This window comes from Caballeronia sp. AZ7_KS35, assembly GCF_023631045.1.
GTDB lineage: Bacteria > Pseudomonadota > Gammaproteobacteria > Burkholderiales > Burkholderiaceae > Caballeronia > Caballeronia zhejiangensis.
Map to the genome: position 1 here is coordinate 1 of NZ_JALQDV010000072.1, position 17475 is coordinate 17475.

Sequence of the window (17475 nt, forward strand, 5' to 3'; positions counted from 1 at the left end):
GCCTTCAGACTGCGTGGGGCTCCGCTGGACGCCGCTCCTCAACACCGAGGCCACAGAAATCGCTTCGCCACACAAGAAGCCTTCTGTGGTCGACCACAGAACACATCGATTACCACGTCGAACTCGATGAACACTATTACTCGGTCTCTTACTGCCACGCCCGCGAACAGGTCGACGTGCGCCATACGAAGGCAACTGTTGAGATCTTCCTGCGCGGTCAGCGTATAGCCGCGCATGCGAAGAGCGAGCGTCGCGGCCATCACACCACGATCGCTGCACATATGCCGCCGAATCATCGGGCTGTGACAACGGAGTGGAATCCGCAACGGCTGATCAACTGGGCCACCGACATCGGTCCACACACCGCTGCGGTCGTTGAACACTTGCTTGGCGGCCGCCAGCATCCTCAGCAGGCTTATCGCGCCTGCCTTGGCGTGCTGCGCATGAGCAAGGACTACGGCCATGCGCGGCTGGAAGCCGCCTGCCAGCGCGCTATTGATCTGAAGGCGCCGAGCTATCGGTTTATCGCCTCAACGTTGAAGAACGGTCTGGAGAGCAACGCCGATGCGCCCGTCGCTCAGACCGAACCGCCGCTCGTGCACGCCAATGTGCGCGGGCCGTCCTACTTCCATTAAAGGAGAGTATTGACATGCTGCATCACCCGACCGTCGAACGGCTGCACGAACTGCGCCTGTTCGGCATGGCTGCGGCGCTGGCCGACCAGCAATCCCAAAACAGCATCGATCAGCTCGGCTTCGAAGAACGCCTTGGGCTGTTCGTCGAACGTGAAGCAAGCGAGCGCCAGTCGCGACTTATTACGGCGCGGCTGCGCCGCGCGAAGCTGCGCTTCCCTGACGCTGTACCGGAAGACATCAACTACCGCGAGCCTCGCGGACTCGATCGCGCATTACTCGCCCGGTTGCTCACGGGCGAATGGATACGTGCTCATCAGAACGTGATTCTGGTCGCCCCGACAGGTCTTGGCAAAAGCTGGCTTGCATGCGCGATGGTTAATCAGGCATGCCGTCAGGGCTTCTCGGCCTGCTATTTGCGCATGCCCAAGTTCAACGAGGAGATGGCCATTGCACACGGCAGCGGCGGCTACGCGAAACTGCTCGCGCAATGGGCAAAGACCGACATCCTCGTCATGGATGATCTCGCCATGGCGCCGCTGTCGGATCCGGCGCGGCGCGATCTGCTTGAGGTGCTCGACGATCGGCACGGCCGGCGCTCGACGATCGTCACCAGCCAGATCCCGGTCGATAGCTGGCACGCCGCTATCGGCGATCCAACGCTGGCTGACGCGATTCTCGACCGTCTTGTTCACAACGCGCACCGACTCACGCTATCAGGCGAATCGATGCGCAAGCGCCGAAATGGTTTGACCACCGAAGACGGGAAGGAGTAAAAGAACTCACCCCGCGTCGCCACGTCCGCAGCGCTCGCTTTGCTGTGGAATCTTCGCTCGGCTTCACGTGGAAAGTCTGCTCGCTTTGCCGTGGAACGGCTGCTCGGTTTGCGTGGAATACGCACCCTAAGCTACGAAAGCTCGTTAAACACCCAGACCGCGATGCAGTTCGACGGGGCCGCTGCAGTACACAACCATACAGAGGAAAGCAGCCGCCGACCGTCCCCACGTAAATCGGATCGGCGAATCGTCGCTGGAAGTAGTCGAAGCGTCTTTCCCACATGTCTCTGCGGGTTGATTAGCGCGCGGCATCTGACCTGCATGGTAGGTCTGTGTCTCAGTCTCACGCTCCTCGCGTGTTCGCGGGCCGATAGCGCGTTTTCCGTGCCGCCTAGCCCGCGCGTTCTGATCTGCCGAGACCCCTCTGTCAGAGTGCATAAATCGCGCTGGAAGCGCGGCACGGGCGACTTTGCCGAACACGGATGGGGGCGATACGCATACGCGGAAAGGCATTCTTCGCCGGGGTGACGATCGGCGTGCGTCGGCCCTTTTTTGGATTCTCCTCAGTGAGGTACGCGAACTGGATGCCTGAGGACCCAGTTGCGCAATGTCACCGCGTCCTGAAAGTGGGCATGCGGCTTCGGCGAACCAAGGATCACGAACAGCGTAGGATGCCCGCGCAGCGTCGTGATGACGATCAGGCAATGCCCCGCTTCGTTGGTGAAGCCCGTTTTCTGCAAGCCGACATTCCACGACGCGTTGTACACGAGCGGATCGGTGTTCCGATACTCGAGCGGTCCATCGCCGCCAAGCACAAGCTTGCTGTGCGAGGTCGCGTATTCGCGAATTGTCGGATAGCCATAGGCCGCGCGCGCGAGCCGTGTCAGATCGCGCGCCGTCGAAACGTTACGCGGCGAAAGGCCCGTCGGATCGACGAACCGGCTATGTGTCATATGAAGACGCTTCGCGGTCAGGTTCATCGCGCGCACGAAGCCGGGGCGGCCGCCAGCATAGTCGCGGCTCAGTGCATAGGCCGCGCGGTTCTCAGACGACATTAACGCGATATGCAGCATAGTGCGGCGAAGCAGCAGCGACCCTACAGGCAGACGCGAGCGCGACCATTTGATCCGGTCGACGTCAGCATCGGTGATACGTGCGGGGCGAATGAGCGAGCGTTTGGAGTCAATGACGACCATTGCCGTCATAAGCTTGGTGAGCGACGCGACGGGCATGCGGCGATCGGCGTTCTTAGCGTAAAGCGTGCGTCCCGTGTAGAGATCCACCGCGACGGCAGCCCGCGCCGACACCACGGGGCGCGCCGCATGCCGCACCGCGCGTCTGCGCTTGACCACGCGGTGATGCTTACTGACGGAATGCTTGACAACGCGATGAGGTTTGACGCGATGGTCACCTGTAATGCGCTTCGCTTGTGCAATGGCGGGCATGAGACTGGCACACAACAGGAGCACGACGACGAGGTGCAGCTTGATCATGACGCGCTTCGAGAACGCGCCACGTCGACGAGAGAGACGCAGACGCGGGTTTGATGTGCCATCGAAAGGAAGTGGCCGATGAATCGAAACCGGTCACCATAAGGCGCATTGCTTAAATGCAGCTTAAGAAACCCAGACCTCCGACGCAAAGACAGCGAACGGATGCTGTCCTTGCTCCGTCAACGGCGCAGACCGTCGCGTTGTCGAATCAGCTGACGTTCGCCGCCTGTCGGGCCGGCACTGAACCATCGTATCTTGCGCCTGAGCCCGCGTCGAGACGCCTTCTCAAGCAGATCAGCTTGCGCGCCCGCCGTATTATCTCCCCTCGTGCAAGGACGCGGCAGCGCCCGCAAGCCGATCTTCGATGGCGCGCATCGCTGACACACGTCTCGGTGTGCGTTCGCGCGAGTCCGTAGCGCCCATCACAGCGCGTGAGCTGTGTCTGCGTTGGGCAACGGCAGCGCGCTCGGTCCTAGCTGCTCGCGGTAGCGTCCAGACCGGCCCTTCAACTGAGAAAATGAAGCCGGCATGGCAATGCACCGCAGGACGGACGCCAAAAACCGCCGTCCGAGAAGGCGAAACTGGTACGCCGCAGTTGGGCCAGCCGCGACGCATTTAGAGTGGCTTAGCGCTTCGCGACGCGCTAACTTAGACCGCGCGGCTCGCTCGACTTGAAGCACCGCGACCGCCCGACGCAACGTTTCCGGCTGCTCGGCGAGCGCTTGCGCGGGGGCGGACGCCTGTTCGACAAGCGCCTCATCCTGCTGCGTGACCTCGTCCATCTGCGCGACGGCCACGTTCACCTGATCGATGCCCATGCGCATCAGCCTCTGCCAACAAACGGCATATTCGTGGCCATGACCGTATGAAACAGTACGTTGGCTTCGAGCGGCAGACTCGCAAGGTACGCGACCGAGCGCCCGACTATCGCCACGTCGATCAGCGGTTCGGCGGCAATCGCGCCGTTCGCTTGCGGAACACCGTGCGCCATTGCCGATGCCAGCGCGCTATGCGCATTACCAACGTCGATCTGACCGACGGCGATGTCATGCTTCCGACCGTCGAGCGACGCGGAGCGCGTGAGGCCGGTCACGGCATGCTTGGTCGCCGTGTATGCGATCGAATTGGGCCGCGGCGCCCACGCCGACAGCGAACCGTTGTTGATGATCCGCCCGCCGCGCGGCGTCTGTGCCGACATGATCCGGAACGCGCGCTGCAGACAGAAGAACATGCCGTCGAGGTTCACGCCGACGACGCCGCGCCATTGCGAGGGTGTCCATGTCTCGAATGGCCCCGGCGGATTGCCGACGCCCGCGTTGTTGAACAGCAGGTCGAGCCGGCCGAAATGCGCGACGACGGCATCGAACGACTTCGTCACCGCGTCGGCGTCCGACACGTCACACGAGAGCGCAAGTGCGCGGCCGGCAAACTCGGGGGTCTGCGCAATCTCCAAGAGAGGCTCGTGGCGCCTGCCAATCAGGGCAATCGACCAGCCGTCCCGAAGCAGTTCCATCGCCGCTGCCCTGCCGATGCCCGAGCCCGCTCCCGTCACGATGCCCACACGAGGCGTGTTCACGTCTTCTTGTCGGGTCATGCGGGCTCCATCAATGGTTATCGCGGGCTTCGCCGCGCGTCTCGACGATGTTCAGGAACACCGTCGCCGGTTCGAGGCAGGCGCCGGTGCCCTGCTGCCCCACCATGCTGCGATAGATGGCCTGCCACGGCGTCCGGTTCGCAAGCTCAGGCGGCGCCCACGCGGCGCGACGCGCAGCGAGTTCATCGGCGGACACGAGCAGATCGACACGCCGCCCATTGAGATCGATACGTAGGCGGTCACCGGTCTTCAGCAACGCGAGCCCGCCTCCAACCGCCGCTTCCGGGGACACGTTCAAGATGGACGGACTACCCGACGTGCCGCTCTGCCGGCCATCGCCCATGGTCGGAAGCGTGTCGATGCCGCGCCGGATCAACGCTGCGGGCGGCTGCATGTTCACCACCTCGGCGCCGCCCGGATAGCCCACCGGGCCGCAATTGCGCATGACGAGGATCGAGTGTTCATCGATGTCGAGCGCGGGGTCTTCGATACGCGCGTGATAGTCCTCTGGGCCCTCGAACACGATCGCCTTCACTTCGAACGCATCCGCATCGGCGGCATTCGACAGGAAGCGCTCGCGAAAGCGCGCGTCGATGACGCTGACCTTCATCACAGCGTTGTCGAACAGATTGCCGCTCAGGACGACGTGGCCGCCCGATGCCTTCAGCGGCGCGTCGAACGCGCGGATCACTTCGCGGTCAGGCTCCGATATGCCGGCCAGATTCTGCGCGAGTGTGTTTCCCGTCACGGTCAGCGCATCGCGATGAAGCCGGCCCGCGCGAAGCAACTCGCGCATCACGCCAGGCACGCCGCCGGCACGGTGAAACGCTTCGCCCAGGAAGCGCCCCGCCGGCTGGCAATCGACCAGGAGCGGAATCTGCGCGCCCACGCGCTGCCAGTCGTCGAGCGTATGCTGCACGCCGATATGACGCGCGATCGCGATCATGTGGATCGGACAATTCGACGATGCGCCGATCGCCGCAGCAACCACGACCGCGTTCTCGAAAGCCTTCTGCGTCATGATGCCCGACGGCCGCAGATTCTCCGCGATCATCGACACGATCCGTTTGCCAGTCTCGTAAGCGAACCAGCCGCGTTCGCGGTACGGCGCGGGCACCGACGCGCAACCGGGCAGCGACATGCCCAGCGCTTCGGCGAGCGCGTTCATCGACAGCGCGGTGCCCATGGAATTGCAATGTCCGGCCGAAGGCGCGGACGCGGCCACTTTCTCCATGAACCCGTCATAGCCGATTTGTCCGGTCGCAAGCTCTTTGCGGGCCTCCCACACGACCGTGCCCGAACCCGCCAGCTTGCCGCGATGCCAGCCGTCGAGCATCGGGCCGCCCGACAGCACGATCGACGGAATATTGACCGTCGCCGCCGCCATCAGGCAGGCGGGTGTGGTCTTATCGCAACCGGTCGTGAGCACGACGCCATCAAGCGGATACCCGTGCAGTACCTCGACCAGGCCGAGATAGGCAAGATTGCGATCGAGCGCGGCCGTCGGACGCTTGCCAGTCTCCTGGATCGGATGCACGGGGAACTCGAGCGGAATGCCGCCCGCGTCGCGAATGCCGTCGCGTACCCGCTTCGCGAGTTCGATATGGTGGCGGTTGCACGGCGCGAGATCCGAGCCCGTCTGCGCGATGCCGACGATCGGCTTGCTGGACTGCAACTCCTCGCGCGTAATGCCGTAATTCATGTAGCGCTCGAGATACAGCGCGGTCATGCCGGGGTTCGCCGGTTCGTCGAACCAGCGGCGGCTGCGCAGGCGCTTCGTTTCCGTCTGGGACTGATGGGATATCAACGCGGTCTCCGTGAACGATTCAGCGCGTGCGCAACAGCGCGTCATGACGGTCGACGAACGACGTCACCGCTTCCGCAAAGCGCTCGAGATCGCTCTCGTCGTGCGCCAGCGTCAGCACGATGAAGCCGCGCCGCGCGACATAACAGCCGCGCTCGAGCATGTGAAAGAAGAACAGGTCCTTGAGCGGCGACTCGCCTTCGATGAAGTCCGTCACCGAATGAATCTGGTGTACGCCCGCATGCAGATTCATCAGCGACCCGATGCCGGTGAACTGCATCGCTACTCCGCGCTCGCGGCACAACCCATTCAGGCGCGCACGCAGCCGCTCCCCCTTCTCGCTGAGCGCGGCCGCCGCGCCTGGCGTGTAAAGCCGCGACAAACCCACATGGCCCGCGGACATCGACAGCACGTTGTTGTTAAAGGTGCCCGCGTGCGGCGTGGCGCCCGGTCTGCGTGGATCGAACTGCGCCATCACGTCGGACCGTCCGCCGAATGCGCCGAACGACATGCCACCGCCGATGTATTTGCCGAAGGTCGTGAGGTCCGGCCGAATCCCGAGCAGCGCCTGCCGTCCGCCGCCCGAGAGTCGCGATGTCACGACTTCGTCGAAGATCAGGAGCGCGCCGTGCTGCCGCGTGAGATCGCGCAAGCCCCCGAGAAAAGCGGGCTCGCCGACGATGCACCCGCCTGCAACCTGCATCGGTTCGACGATGACCGCGGCGATCTTGTCGCGGTGCGTGGCGAAGATTTGCTGAATGCCGGCCAAATCGTTGTAGCTGGCGACGATGAACTCGTGCGGCACGTTCACAGGACTATTCCCGCTGCCGAACGTGAGCACACCACCGTGATATCCGCCCGTGAACGCGACGACCTTCCTTCGCCCCGTGGAGATTATCGATGCCGCGATAGCCATCAGATTCGCCTCGGTTCCCGAGTTTGTGAAACGCAAGGACTCGACCGACTCGAAGCGCTCCCGCAACAGGCGTGCGAGCGGCACTTCCAGCGTGTTGTGGCCCGTCAGGTTCAGGCCATTGTCGAGCGCCTCGACAATGGCCGCGCGGATTACCGGATGGCTGTGGCCGTACATTGCCGTCGTGTATTCGGCGAGAAAGTCCGTGTACGCGTGGCCGTCGAGATCCCACAGGCGCTTGCCCTCGCCACGGGCGATCGTCAGCGGGAACGGCGCATAGAAGAGCACGGAGCGCGTGTTGCCGCCGGGCATGACCGCAAGCGCATCGACATGCGCTGCGGCGCTCCTCGGATTCGATTCGGCGAAGCGTTCGGCGGCCCTTTGCGCAGCGCGGGCGAGTCCTTCCACATCGAGCTGCGGGGTAGAGGCGTTTTCAATGAGCATTCGTTTCCTGGATGGTTCGAGATTCGTTCGTGATCGGTGTCGCGCCTCTGCTCAATCGACCGGCACGATCGATCCGCCCGCCGACCAGTACACCGTCATCGGCGCCTTAATCCATTCGCCGCGCTGATCAAATCGCACCTGACCGAATAGCGTGTTGAAAGTGTTTTGATGCAGCGTCTTGTCAAGCGCTTCCGAAGACAGCGACTGCGCCGAGGCGATCGCGTCGGCGATCATCATGGTCGCGGCGTAGAACGACGGGCCTTTCTGGTCGGGATTGACGCCGTACGCTGCCTTGAAACGCGTTTCGAAGCGCTTTCCTTCCGGCAATGCACCGAGCGGCGTGCCGCCCTGCGGACAGTACATCTTCTTGTCGAGCGCGCCGTCCGCGAGGCGCGGAAATTCGCCGACGCACAAGCCGTCGCCGCCCATCAAGACGCCGTTGACCGCGAGGTCGCGCATCTGCCGAGCCAGATAAGCGGCCTGACCGTAATAGCCGCCGTAGAAAATGCCGTCGGGCCTCGCCGGCTTGATCTTCGACAGCACGGCCTTGAAGTCGACCGTGTGATCGGTGGAGTACTCGCGCGTCACGATATCGATGCCGAGCTTCTTCGCGGTGGCGACGAACACATCCGCGACGCCAGAGCCATACGCGGTGCGATCGTCGATGACTGCGACACGCTTCAGATGCAGCGTGTTGGACGCGTAGTCCGCCATCTTCGCGCCGAGCACGTTGTCGTCGGTGGTGAGGCGAAAGACATAGTGGTAGCCCGGCACGGTCAACGCCGGGTTCGAGGCCGCAGGCGTAATCATGATCACTTTGGCGTCGTTGTAGATCTTCGACGCGGGGATCGTCACGCCCGAGTTCCAGTGGCCGATGACCGCGATCACGCCGTTGTCCACGAGTTGTTGGGCGGCCGTGACACCGGCTTTCGGATCCGATTGGTCGTCCACCGAAATCAGCTCGAACCGAAGCGGCTGGCCGCCGAGCATCATTTGTTTGGCATTGAGCTCGTCGACAGCCAGTTTCGCGCCGCGTTCGTTGTCCTTGCCGCTCGCGGCCTGCGAGCCCGTCAGCGGCCCCGCGACGCCGATCTTCACGAGCGTGTCTGCCTGAACGACCGGCGCCGCGAAAGCCACGCTCATGCAGAGCACGAGCGTCTTGATTGATGAGATGCGCATGATCGTGCTCCCGTTACCTGTCGATGAGACGTTCCAGCACGCCGCGCACGGGCGCTAGCGTGGCGAATTCATAGTCCGGACGCGCCTGCCAGTCGCCCAGACGTTCATCGCCGCGATTGATCCACGCGACCCGGATACCGAGCGGCTTCGCACCGTCGATGTCCGCCCAGGTCCCGATCGAGCAATGGAAGATCTCGTCGGCATTCAGGCCGAGCGTCGCGAGCCCGGTCTTGAAGATAGTTTCCGAAGGCTTGTACGCCTGCGCCATTTCGGCCGTCGTCACGTGCGTGAAATAGCTCACGAGGCGGCTGCGGCGCCAAAGGTCCGTGTCCATGTTGGTGATGGGCATCAACGTAAAGTGTTCGCGGGCCCAGTCGAGGAAGGCCACCGCGTCGTCGAAAGGCGGCGAGGACTCGACCAGATGCGTGAGCAGCAACTCGGTCAGCGCGACCATGTCGCGGCCGTCGGTGCAGCCTTTCGCGAGCGCCTCCAGAGCGCCAGTCAGCGCATGCTGCGCCACCACGCGATAACGCATGTAAGCGTGGCTTCGGTAGGTCTGGACCGCGCGCATGTCCCAGTCGTGATAGACGTCCGAAGGAGCCTTCGTCTGATTGAGAGACAGATGCTGCAGCACCGCTTCGATGCCGCGTATGCCTCCCGTGGCCACGTCGACAAGCGTGCCGAAGTAGTCGAAGGTAAGCGCCTTGGGTTTCATGAGTCGGTCCCTTGTCTAGTACGACTAATAAAATAGGACATGCCGCCACCTGCACCGGCGGCATTCTTTTTCGGCGAGATACGACAAGTAAGCAGTGTCTGTCCCGTCGACTTGCGTTTAATGTACGCCGTACAATTAAATCATGCAAGCGACCGTCGTCCCGGGTTTTCCCGGACGTCTCGCGTAGCGGCATCGATTGCAGTAGAGTGACGCTCGGTCGAACTCGCATTCGGGAAATCACATTGAAAGAAAACGAAGACGCTGCGCCGGAAAAAAAGCGCAGGGGGCGCTCGGCACGCGATCAGGGGCTTTCCCGGGAGCGCGTCGTGGAAGCCGCACTCGCGCTGATCGATGCGAAGGGCTATGCGTCCTTTAGCCTGCGTGATGTTGCCCGGGATCTCGGCGTCTATCCGACCGCAATCTACTGGTACGTGACGAGCCGCGACGAATTGCTGGTCGAGGTGATCACGCGCGCGTTAGGCGAGCTCATTCCCCCGCCGCTTCCCGCCGGCCGCTGGCGCGACTGGCTGAAAGAACTGTTTCATCGCTACCGTTCCGCAATCGCCAGGCATCCCAACGTCGCGCCGCTGCTCGGGTCGCAGATCATATCGAACGCCAGTATGAATCCGGCCATGGTCGAGGCGATACTTCAGACGCTGTTGTCCGCGGGCTTCGATTCCGACGAACTGATCCATGTCTACAACACCGTGATCACTGCGATGGTCGGATTCGTCACGCTCGAATTCGCAGGTCACGGCGCCGATGAACGCGACGAATGGGAGAACCAGCTCCGCACACGCTTCGAGGAGCTTGACCGCGACGATTTTCCCCTATTGACGGCAAACATGGCGCGTATGTCGAATCAGGCCTTCATCGTGCGATGGAAGGGAGGAACGAACCACGCACTCGGACAGAGCTTCGATCGATATATCGAGGTCGTCCTGGATGGATTGCAGAAACAGCTGGCGGGCGATGCACGCGCTAAGAAGCATCAGCAGAGAGAATCTCCCGGTGCCGGTCGCTGATTGGCCCTGCCGCTCCTGACGCACGGACTTCGGCCTTCGCGGACGTTCGGTCTCCTTTTACGTCAACTATGACGGCTTGCCGACGTTAGCGTGCCGCGCAGCGACACGGCCAACGCTTGGCGACCGCCGAGAAACATTATCCAGCTACAACGTCGCGGCGATCGCGTCGCTGTACGTCGATAATGAAAGTTAACGCAGGCGATGAGTTTGCCTCCCACGTCGAACGGCAAACGGCGCGCGATCAACCGCGTGTCGCCCGGTTCACAGACTCGAATGGCGGGATCCTAGCCCTGCTCGATCAGGCCGACGCATCGATCGCTCGGGCGCACCTCGACGATCACTGTTCGATGCTGTTGGAAAATCCCCGGCAGTGCGGAAGCGAGGATGCCCACGCCGACAGACAACGGTGCGGCCACCTTGAACGTTCTGGCAAGGTCCGCACGGCGGCGCGTTGCTCAATACGTTTGAGCAGTCCAGATGAGCAGCCTGAGTCCGAAGTGCTGCTCTAGCCACTGGATGCTCTACTGCATCGAGCGTGCGACGAGTCCCTTCGCTTCGTTGCTGCTCGAATCGATCAACAGCGCAGTGTTGGCATTTTGCCAGGCACACATGGCACGCTGCTGCACGACGCAACTGCGTGCCGCTTTCAAGGCCGCATTGCGAGCCCTCTCCCGTGACAGTAAATCCTGCTTAAGCCGGAGGACCTCGGGATTGTTCGCCTGCAACGAAAGCGCCCAAAAAATGCCTGACCGCGCCAGTTGTAGATTGTTTTTTCCGAGACCGTCGCGCGCTCGTGCGAGCGCAAGCGGTATCAGCTTTTGATCGTTGTCGGCGGATGCCTCGTCATTCGGCGGCGGCGCTTCCGTGCTCGGTGCAATTGTCGGAACCGGCGGCATCGTCGTGGGCTGCGCGGGCTGATTCAAGTCGTTCGACGTCACCATGCCTTGCGCGGCAATCGTTCTCGTCGGCTCTTCGTGCCTGTCATGATTCTGAATCCAGTACAGCACTGCCGATACGCTGACGAGTACGAACGTCACCGCAAGCGCCAGCACTTCCCCCTTTTTCATGCGCCGAGGACCGGTATCGCGGCGCGGCGGCGGACAGACCTCGTCGTCGGGATAAACGGCGTCGTTCGATGCGAACGAGGATGCGTCCTGGCGCGGCCACACAGAGGTGATCGGCGCAACATCGCCACGCCCGTTCGGTGCGCCGAGGGCCGCCGCTTTAGACTTCCACCCGGCCGGTGCATGACTGCTAAACACAAACCGCGCATGCGCACCGCAACGAGCACAGACCGAATTTTGCGGCGGCACCTTGCCACCACAGCGTGCGCATGTACCCGTGACAATCGGGGAACGAACGCCTTGTTCGTCCATCTAAGCTCTCCCATCGTAAGTTGCGAACGAAACGTCCGACCGGAGAGGGCTTGATGGGACGGGCACGGTGGCCGCTCGTTCGATATGAAAGGGCTTTCTTCGTCGAAGTGACGAGGCAGACCCAGGCTGCGAGTCTACCATCGGGCCGCTCGGCCACATCGTCACGCCATCGAGGTGGGACGTTCGCGATAAGCGAGGGCGCGCCTCAATATCGGTATCCTCATTATTTTCCGAGGTCTGAAAGAGGTCCGTGACCGATGCAACGCAAGCGTGTCGAAGTAGAGATCAATGAAAGCTGGACCGATTCGGCGATCAGCTGAGCGATGCGCGAGTACTTTTTGCTCGCGTAAGCGTTGTCCAGCGAATCGCAACAGGTTGCGCGATCCTCACCGCGGATAACAGCCAAGGGTAGCCCGAGTTGATCATACGCTGAGGAGGCGAGCTGTTCCGCCGTTTCCGCCCGCGAACGGACGGATCCTAACGAATTGGAGATGAAGGTCCGTTGCGCGCTCAGCGAATCGCCGCCATTCGCTTCGACGAAACGAATGCCGTCGCTTCTATGCTGGGCGCAGCCTGTAATTTTTGAGACTATCTCCGGCGCTCGACTCGATCAGCGTCGTGCAGACGCGAGGCGCAGCGTTGTCTTCTTCGGATCCAACCTGGTGCATCACCGTGCGCGGCGGTGCATTCGCCTGCTTCTACACCCCCCTTTCAGTGCATGTCGGAAGACGAAGCCCCACAGGTCCGGGCGTTTCGCGTTGGCACTTCATGCCTAATGAAGCACAGATCAAGGAGGAACCGGGCTTTGAAGCGAGCATTGCATACCCATAGCAATCCGTACCGAACCGGGTGACGCGCACTTCGCGCGCGAGCCTCGCGAATGCTCGTTCGGCGTCTCCTGAAAACATCCGGGGATCGGTCGAGCACAACCGCGCGTCGCGCAAATGGGCGCACGTGCTTACCGTGCAGGGCTTGCCATTGCACAAGGTGTGACCGACGCCGCCGATCCATCGTTCGCGCATGGCCGATACCTCAATCATGCCGCACACCGGCCGTCGATTCTCGAGCATCGCGACGAGCGTTCCGAATAGGGGCAGGCCCGTCACGAAGCTCTTCGTGCCATCAATCGGATCAATGACCCAACTTATGCCATCGGCGCTGCGCCCGCCCCCTTCCTCACCTACGAGCATAAGTGACGGAAAACGCGCCGCGACTAGGTCCCGCAGCCGCCGCTCAATTGCGCGATCCGCGTGCGTGACAGGCGTCGAATCAGCCTTGCTTTCGACGTCGATCTTCGTGCGGAAGTACTGCATTGCAATGGCGCGCGCCTCGTCGCCGAGTTGATCAAGGAATCGTTCAATGTCGGTGGGCGTCACAGCAATTCTCCAGTTGCTTGCACGAACCCACCCGCAAAATCCTCGCCACGCCGAACGGCGGGCGTTTTGGGCGAAGCCAGCCGACGGGCGCAAGGGATGTCGCCTGCACCGGCGCAAGCGCCGGCGCAGGGCTCCCAATCGACAGGCACCACCAAGCAGTCACCCAGCCATTGAACATTGATCGGACCGATTCGCGCGGCACCGTCCAACCTGAACTCAAGGCCTTCGACGTCCCCGCCGCTTGGACAGTTCGTTTCTTGCCACTGACCGGGGGGCGTAGCCATTCATGAACCACGCCTTCTGCGCGCCAATGGGCTTCCTCGAAGGATCCAGGTGCTTCCCGCGGGGCGACGGTCATGCCACTCTTCAACGGTCCAGTCCGGCGCGGGTAGCGGCTGATGATCGATCTGTGCCATACCGTACTGAAAGGCGAACCGCAGCGCCTCTATTGGGCAGGGGAAGTCACCAAGGACGCCGGTGGTCAGCTGTTTGCCGTCGGGCGAGCGGATGGCGAGCTCGAGGGCATACATCCCGTCGTCTTCGGCAAGCCCCGGCGCAAGGACGAATCCCTTATAACGCATTTCGGGCCATTGCATGATGCGAGTCCTGAGCGAACAGTACGGCAGCTGCCTCATCCTTGATATTAGGTGTCGTGCGCCCCGTTTGCCGGACTTGTAGTCCCTCAGCAGCGGCTAATCAAATTCGAAGCACAAGCCTAGAAACGCAGGTCAAGGTACTGCCGCTCCGGACCGCATACCAAAGCGCGCTGCGATCCCGCAAGACCTCGGAAATCGGCACGACAGTTGCGCAGACGAAATGGGACCGTCTGCCATCTGCCGCCATGCCTCACAGCGTTACTTCGATATCCGGCGTATGGGCCACGCGTGACTTTAATGCCGTCATGCCCCCTGTCGCGGTGCTGCTTGTCGACGACGACGCAGCCGTCGCAGAGGCGCTTGCTGCGGCCTTGATAGCTTATGGCTGTCGCGCACTTGTTGCCCCCGGTGGTTGGGCAGCTCTTGCCATTCCAGAATCATGGGTACCGCACGTAGTCGTCCTAGACATTGAAATGCCAGACATCGACGGCTTTGGCGTGGCGAGAGCCATGCGCTGCTCGACCCGGTTCGCGACGGTGCCCATCCTCGCGCACAGCTCGCTTGCAGAAGCGGAAATTGTGGAGCGCGGCGTCGAGGTCGGAATCGATGCCTTCTACCGGAAGGGCGAATCGTTGCACGGTTTGTTCCAAATGATTAAGTACTTGGCGCCCGTGCGGTACTTGTGACAACGTCAGGCCCGGCTGCCGAGCGAGATTTCATACACGGATTGGTAAGCGACGCCACCGGCGAGTGCGGCGAGGGAAGGTGCTTGTCGGCGGCCGGTTTTTTTTTGAGGCGCGACAAATCCGACCTACTTCATGGACTTAGCTGAAATGGCGCGAGAGTTATGCACGAGCTTCTCCACGAGATCTGTGAATAAAAATAGGGCCGCCACCGACCGGACGCGCGTCCACTCCAAAGCGGCCGTTCACGGTCGCACAATCAACCGACGACCGCGTATTCCTCTAACAAGTGCTAGGAAGCATGAGCCTGCACCAGCACGTCCCACGGGGCGGGAGACGGAAAGATGTCCTGCAAAAATCCGACAAACGCCTTCACCGCTGGATTGCTGCGACGGCTCTCGGGCCACACCGCATGTAAATGGAATCGGTCATAGGCGAACTCGTGCAGCACAGGTACGAGTTCGCGCCGTCTAACGAATGGCGCCGCGATATACGTCGTCGAAATCCCGATACCGGCGCCGGCCGCCAACGTCGCAGCGATCGCGTCGCTGACGTCGATAATTAAACTTGACGCAGGCGTGAACTCGACGAGCTTGCCTCCCACGTCAAATGGCCACGCAGCCTCCTGTCCCGTCGACTGATATCTGAAGTTCACGCAATCGTGTTGCAAGAGGTCGTTGGGATGCTGCGGTACGCCTCGTTCCCGCAGATACCCCGGCGACGCGAACGCGCAAATTCGATGCGGTGCGAGGCGGCGCGCGATCAACCGCGTGTCGCCGGGATCGCCGACGCGAATGGCGACATCCAAGCCCTCCTCGATCAGATCGACGTATTGATCGCTCAGGCGCACGTCGACGGTCACTTTCGGATGCTGCTGGCGAAACGCGGGCAACGCGGGCGCAAGGATGTTCACGCCGACGGGGAGTGGCGCCGTCACCTTGAGCGTTCCGGCCGGCTCCGCGCGCGCGGCGGCGACGCCTTGCTCGATACCTTCCGCTTCGCGCAATAAGCGTTGCGTGCGCTCGAGAAGATCTCGTCCCTCCGGCGTCAGCGTCAGTGAGCGCGTGGTCCGGCTAAACAGCCTGAGTCCGAAATGCTGCTCCAGCCGCTGGATGCTCTTGCTGATAGCCGATGGCGAAACGGAGAGCGAACGCGCGGCAGCCGTATAGCTGCCAAGCGATGCGGCACGCGCGAAGGCGATCAGTCCAGTCAGTCTTTCGACAACGATTTGTTCCATGACGGCATGATTAAAGCGAACGACGGCCTAATTATCAAGCCCGCTTTCGCGAATTAACCTTCTTCATCGACGCCGCACCGGCGAAGTCAAAAAGGAGAAGGACATGAACGCGTCTACGAAAGCGCAGCACGAACAGGCCACGGACGCCGCCAGCAACGCATTGGCAGGCAAGACCGCACTCATCTTCGGCGGAACGTCAGGCATCGGGCTCGACGCGGCTCTTCAGGCGAAGCGCGCGGGCGCGGAAGTCATCGTCGTGGGCCGCTCGGCGGATACGGCTCAACGCGTCGCCGCGCAACATGGCTTCGCCGGGTGGCGCGCAGCTGACGTAACCGACGCGCACGCGCTGAAACAGGCGGTCGGCGACATTCCGAAGGTGGATCATCTCGTCTTGCTGGCCGGCACGTTCGTCGCGGGGACGGTGCGCGAGGCGGAGGTCGCGCATCTCCGGAACGCGTTCGAGGAGCGCATCTGGGCGGCCGTGCACGTCATTCGCGCGCTGGGCGACCGGTTGAGCGCCGATGGCTCGATCACGTTCATCTCGGGCAGTCTCGCCGACCGTCCCAACGCCTACGGCACCGCAGTGCTCGCGTCGGCATCAGCTGCGATGGAAGCGCTCGCACGCGGCCTCGCGCTCGAACTCGCGCCGGTGCGCGTCAACACGCTGTCGCCCGGTCCGATCGACACGCCGATCCTGCGCAAGGCGCTCGGCGACGCGCGCGATGCGGTCGTCGCAAACATGGAGAAGACGCTGCCGCTGCACCGTCTCGGCACAGCCAGCGAAGCCGGCGCGGGCGTGGTGTTCCTGATGACCAATGGCTTCATGAACGGAGCCACGCTCAACGTCGATGGCGGCGCCCGCCTCGTGTAACGCCCAAGCAACGGAGAAAGACATGACCACGCTTTTCGACCCGATCCGGCTCGGCGACATCGAAGCGCCAACCGCATCTTCGTAGCGCCGATGACGCGCGCGCGAGGTACACGGGATCACCTGCCGACATCGATCCATGGCGCAGTACTACGCCCAGCGTGCGAGCGCCGGCCTCATCATCAGCGAGGCGATCGGTATCTCGCAGCAGGGCTTGGGATGGCCTTTCGCCACGGGCCTGTGGTCCGACGAAGGTTGCGGGCTGGCTACGTCGCGGGCAGTCCTCTGCGCGCGGACGAAGTTCCCGCGCTGCTTGACGATTCTCGCCGCGCTGCGCGAAATGCATTGCGCGCAGGATTCGATGGGTTCAGGTGCACGCCGCCAACGGATATCTGATCGACGAGTTCTTGCGCGACGGCACCAATTCCGGTACGAGGATCGTCGCGCGAAAAGTCCCGTCCATCGGCGGCTCGCGTAGTTCCAGATGTGCAAGGCCGAGTCCCGAGAGTGTTCGTGCCGCCGCAACGAACACGGGTTCCGGATCGCTGTCGCGCAGACCTAGTCCGTGCCGTTGGGCGTGAGCCGTACTGCGGTGCGGCCAGCGCCGGCTATCTCGATCACTGCCTGCGTCACTTCCTTCAGTAGCCGGACACGATTTTTGATGCTCCCACCACTTAAGCGCTTTGGCTAGTACAACATCCCGTAATTACCTTTAATAATTATCGGGCTGCAGATAAGGCTGTAGGAGCGTGACGACGACCTCG

17 protein-coding genes and 1 pseudogene are annotated in these 17475 nt (G+C 62.4%); 6 read left to right on the top strand and 12 right to left on the bottom strand.

Going from position 1 to position 17475, the window contains the following annotated elements; translation table 11 throughout:
- The coding region (locus NCT05_RS35990) for a Mu transposase domain-containing protein (protein ID WP_502801830.1) at positions 1-635 on the top strand (635 nt) is incomplete at its 5' end.
- 14 nt (positions 636-649) lie between these two features.
- Positions 650-1408, top strand: coding sequence for an IS21-like element helper ATPase IstB (gene istB / locus NCT05_RS35995; protein ID WP_250504650.1), 759 nt, complete (start codon positions 650-652; stop codon positions 1406-1408).
- Positions 1409-1971: 563 nt separating this feature from the next.
- On the opposite strand, the gene NCT05_RS36000 is transcribed toward istB, so the two are convergent.
- The 7 genes from NCT05_RS36000 to NCT05_RS36030 form a co-directional block, all read right to left on the bottom strand.
- Positions 1972-2901 (bottom strand): serine hydrolase, encoded by a 930-nt coding sequence (locus tag NCT05_RS36000; RefSeq protein ID WP_250504652.1) that lies wholly within the window; start codon positions 2899-2901, stop codon positions 1972-1974.
- 422 nt (positions 2902-3323) lie between these two features.
- Positions 3324-3719 carry a hypothetical protein gene (locus NCT05_RS36005; protein WP_502801831.1) on the bottom strand — a complete coding sequence of 132 codons (396 nt, stop codon included), beginning with the start codon at positions 3717-3719 and terminating at the stop codon, positions 3324-3326.
- A 5-nt stretch (positions 3720-3724) separates the two neighbouring features.
- A complete protein-coding gene (locus NCT05_RS36010; RefSeq protein WP_250504656.1) occupies positions 3725-4495 on the bottom strand; it encodes an SDR family oxidoreductase in 771 nt (256 codons plus the stop codon).
- A 10-nt stretch (positions 4496-4505) separates the two neighbouring features.
- Positions 4506-6302 (bottom strand): IlvD/Edd family dehydratase, encoded by a 1797-nt coding sequence (locus tag NCT05_RS36015; protein ID WP_250504658.1) that lies wholly within the window; start codon positions 6300-6302, stop codon positions 4506-4508.
- A 19-nt stretch (positions 6303-6321) separates the two neighbouring features.
- On the bottom strand, positions 6322-7656 hold the full coding sequence (locus tag NCT05_RS36020) for an aspartate aminotransferase family protein (RefSeq protein WP_250504663.1): 1335 nt from the start codon (positions 7654-7656) through the stop codon (positions 6322-6324).
- A gap of 51 nt (positions 7657-7707) precedes the next feature.
- Positions 7708-8835 (bottom strand): branched-chain amino acid ABC transporter substrate-binding protein, encoded by a 1128-nt coding sequence (locus NCT05_RS36025; protein WP_250504668.1) that lies wholly within the window; start codon positions 8833-8835, stop codon positions 7708-7710.
- Positions 8836-8848: 13 nt separating this feature from the next.
- The gene (locus tag NCT05_RS36030) at positions 8849-9550 is read right to left on the bottom strand and encodes an HAD family hydrolase (protein WP_250504669.1); all 702 of its coding nucleotides are present in this window, start codon (positions 9548-9550) and stop codon (positions 8849-8851) included.
- A 242-nt stretch (positions 9551-9792) separates the two neighbouring features.
- Between NCT05_RS36030 and NCT05_RS36035 the strand changes: the two genes are divergently transcribed.
- Positions 9793-10575, top strand: a complete 783-nt coding sequence (locus tag NCT05_RS36035; RefSeq protein WP_250504672.1) for a TetR/AcrR family transcriptional regulator — start codon at positions 9793-9795, stop codon at positions 10573-10575.
- Positions 10576-11096: 521 nt separating this feature from the next.
- On the opposite strand, the gene NCT05_RS36040 is transcribed toward NCT05_RS36035, so the two are convergent.
- From NCT05_RS36040 to NCT05_RS36050, 4 genes and pseudogenes are all read right to left on the bottom strand, one after another.
- Positions 11097-11951, bottom strand: coding sequence for a hypothetical protein (locus NCT05_RS36040; RefSeq protein WP_250504673.1), 855 nt, complete (start codon positions 11949-11951; stop codon positions 11097-11099).
- A gap of 422 nt (positions 11952-12373) precedes the next feature.
- Positions 12374-12466: pseudogene (locus tag NCT05_RS37150) on the bottom strand (Fic family protein); the annotation flags it as partial.
- A gap of 183 nt (positions 12467-12649) precedes the next feature.
- On the bottom strand, positions 12650-13327 hold the full coding sequence (locus NCT05_RS36045; RefSeq protein WP_250504674.1) for an inositol monophosphatase family protein: 678 nt from the start codon (positions 13325-13327) through the stop codon (positions 12650-12652).
- A gap of 284 nt (positions 13328-13611) precedes the next feature.
- Entirely contained in the window at positions 13612-13923 is a 312-nt protein-coding gene (locus NCT05_RS36050) for a hypothetical protein (RefSeq protein WP_250504675.1), read from the bottom strand.
- Between the two features lie 305 nt (positions 13924-14228).
- Between NCT05_RS36050 and NCT05_RS36055 the strand changes: the two genes are divergently transcribed.
- Positions 14229-14609 carry a response regulator gene (locus NCT05_RS36055; RefSeq protein ID WP_250504679.1) on the top strand — a complete coding sequence of 127 codons (381 nt, stop codon included), beginning with the start codon at positions 14229-14231 and terminating at the stop codon, positions 14607-14609.
- 289 nt (positions 14610-14898) lie between these two features.
- On the opposite strand, the gene NCT05_RS36060 is transcribed toward NCT05_RS36055, so the two are convergent.
- Positions 14899-15843 (bottom strand): LysR family transcriptional regulator, encoded by a 945-nt coding sequence (locus tag NCT05_RS36060; protein ID WP_250504676.1) that lies wholly within the window; start codon positions 15841-15843, stop codon positions 14899-14901.
- Between the two features lie 103 nt (positions 15844-15946).
- On the opposite strand from NCT05_RS36060, the gene NCT05_RS36065 reads away from it, so the two are divergent.
- Positions 15947-16714: an SDR family oxidoreductase gene (locus NCT05_RS36065; RefSeq protein ID WP_250504677.1), complete on the top strand. Its 768-nt coding sequence runs from the start codon at positions 15947-15949 to the stop codon at positions 16712-16714.
- A gap of 136 nt (positions 16715-16850) precedes the next feature.
- Positions 16851-17189 carry a hypothetical protein gene (locus NCT05_RS36070; RefSeq protein ID WP_250504678.1) on the top strand — a complete coding sequence of 113 codons (339 nt, stop codon included), beginning with the start codon at positions 16851-16853 and terminating at the stop codon, positions 17187-17189.
- Positions 17190-17475 lie beyond the last annotated feature (286 nt).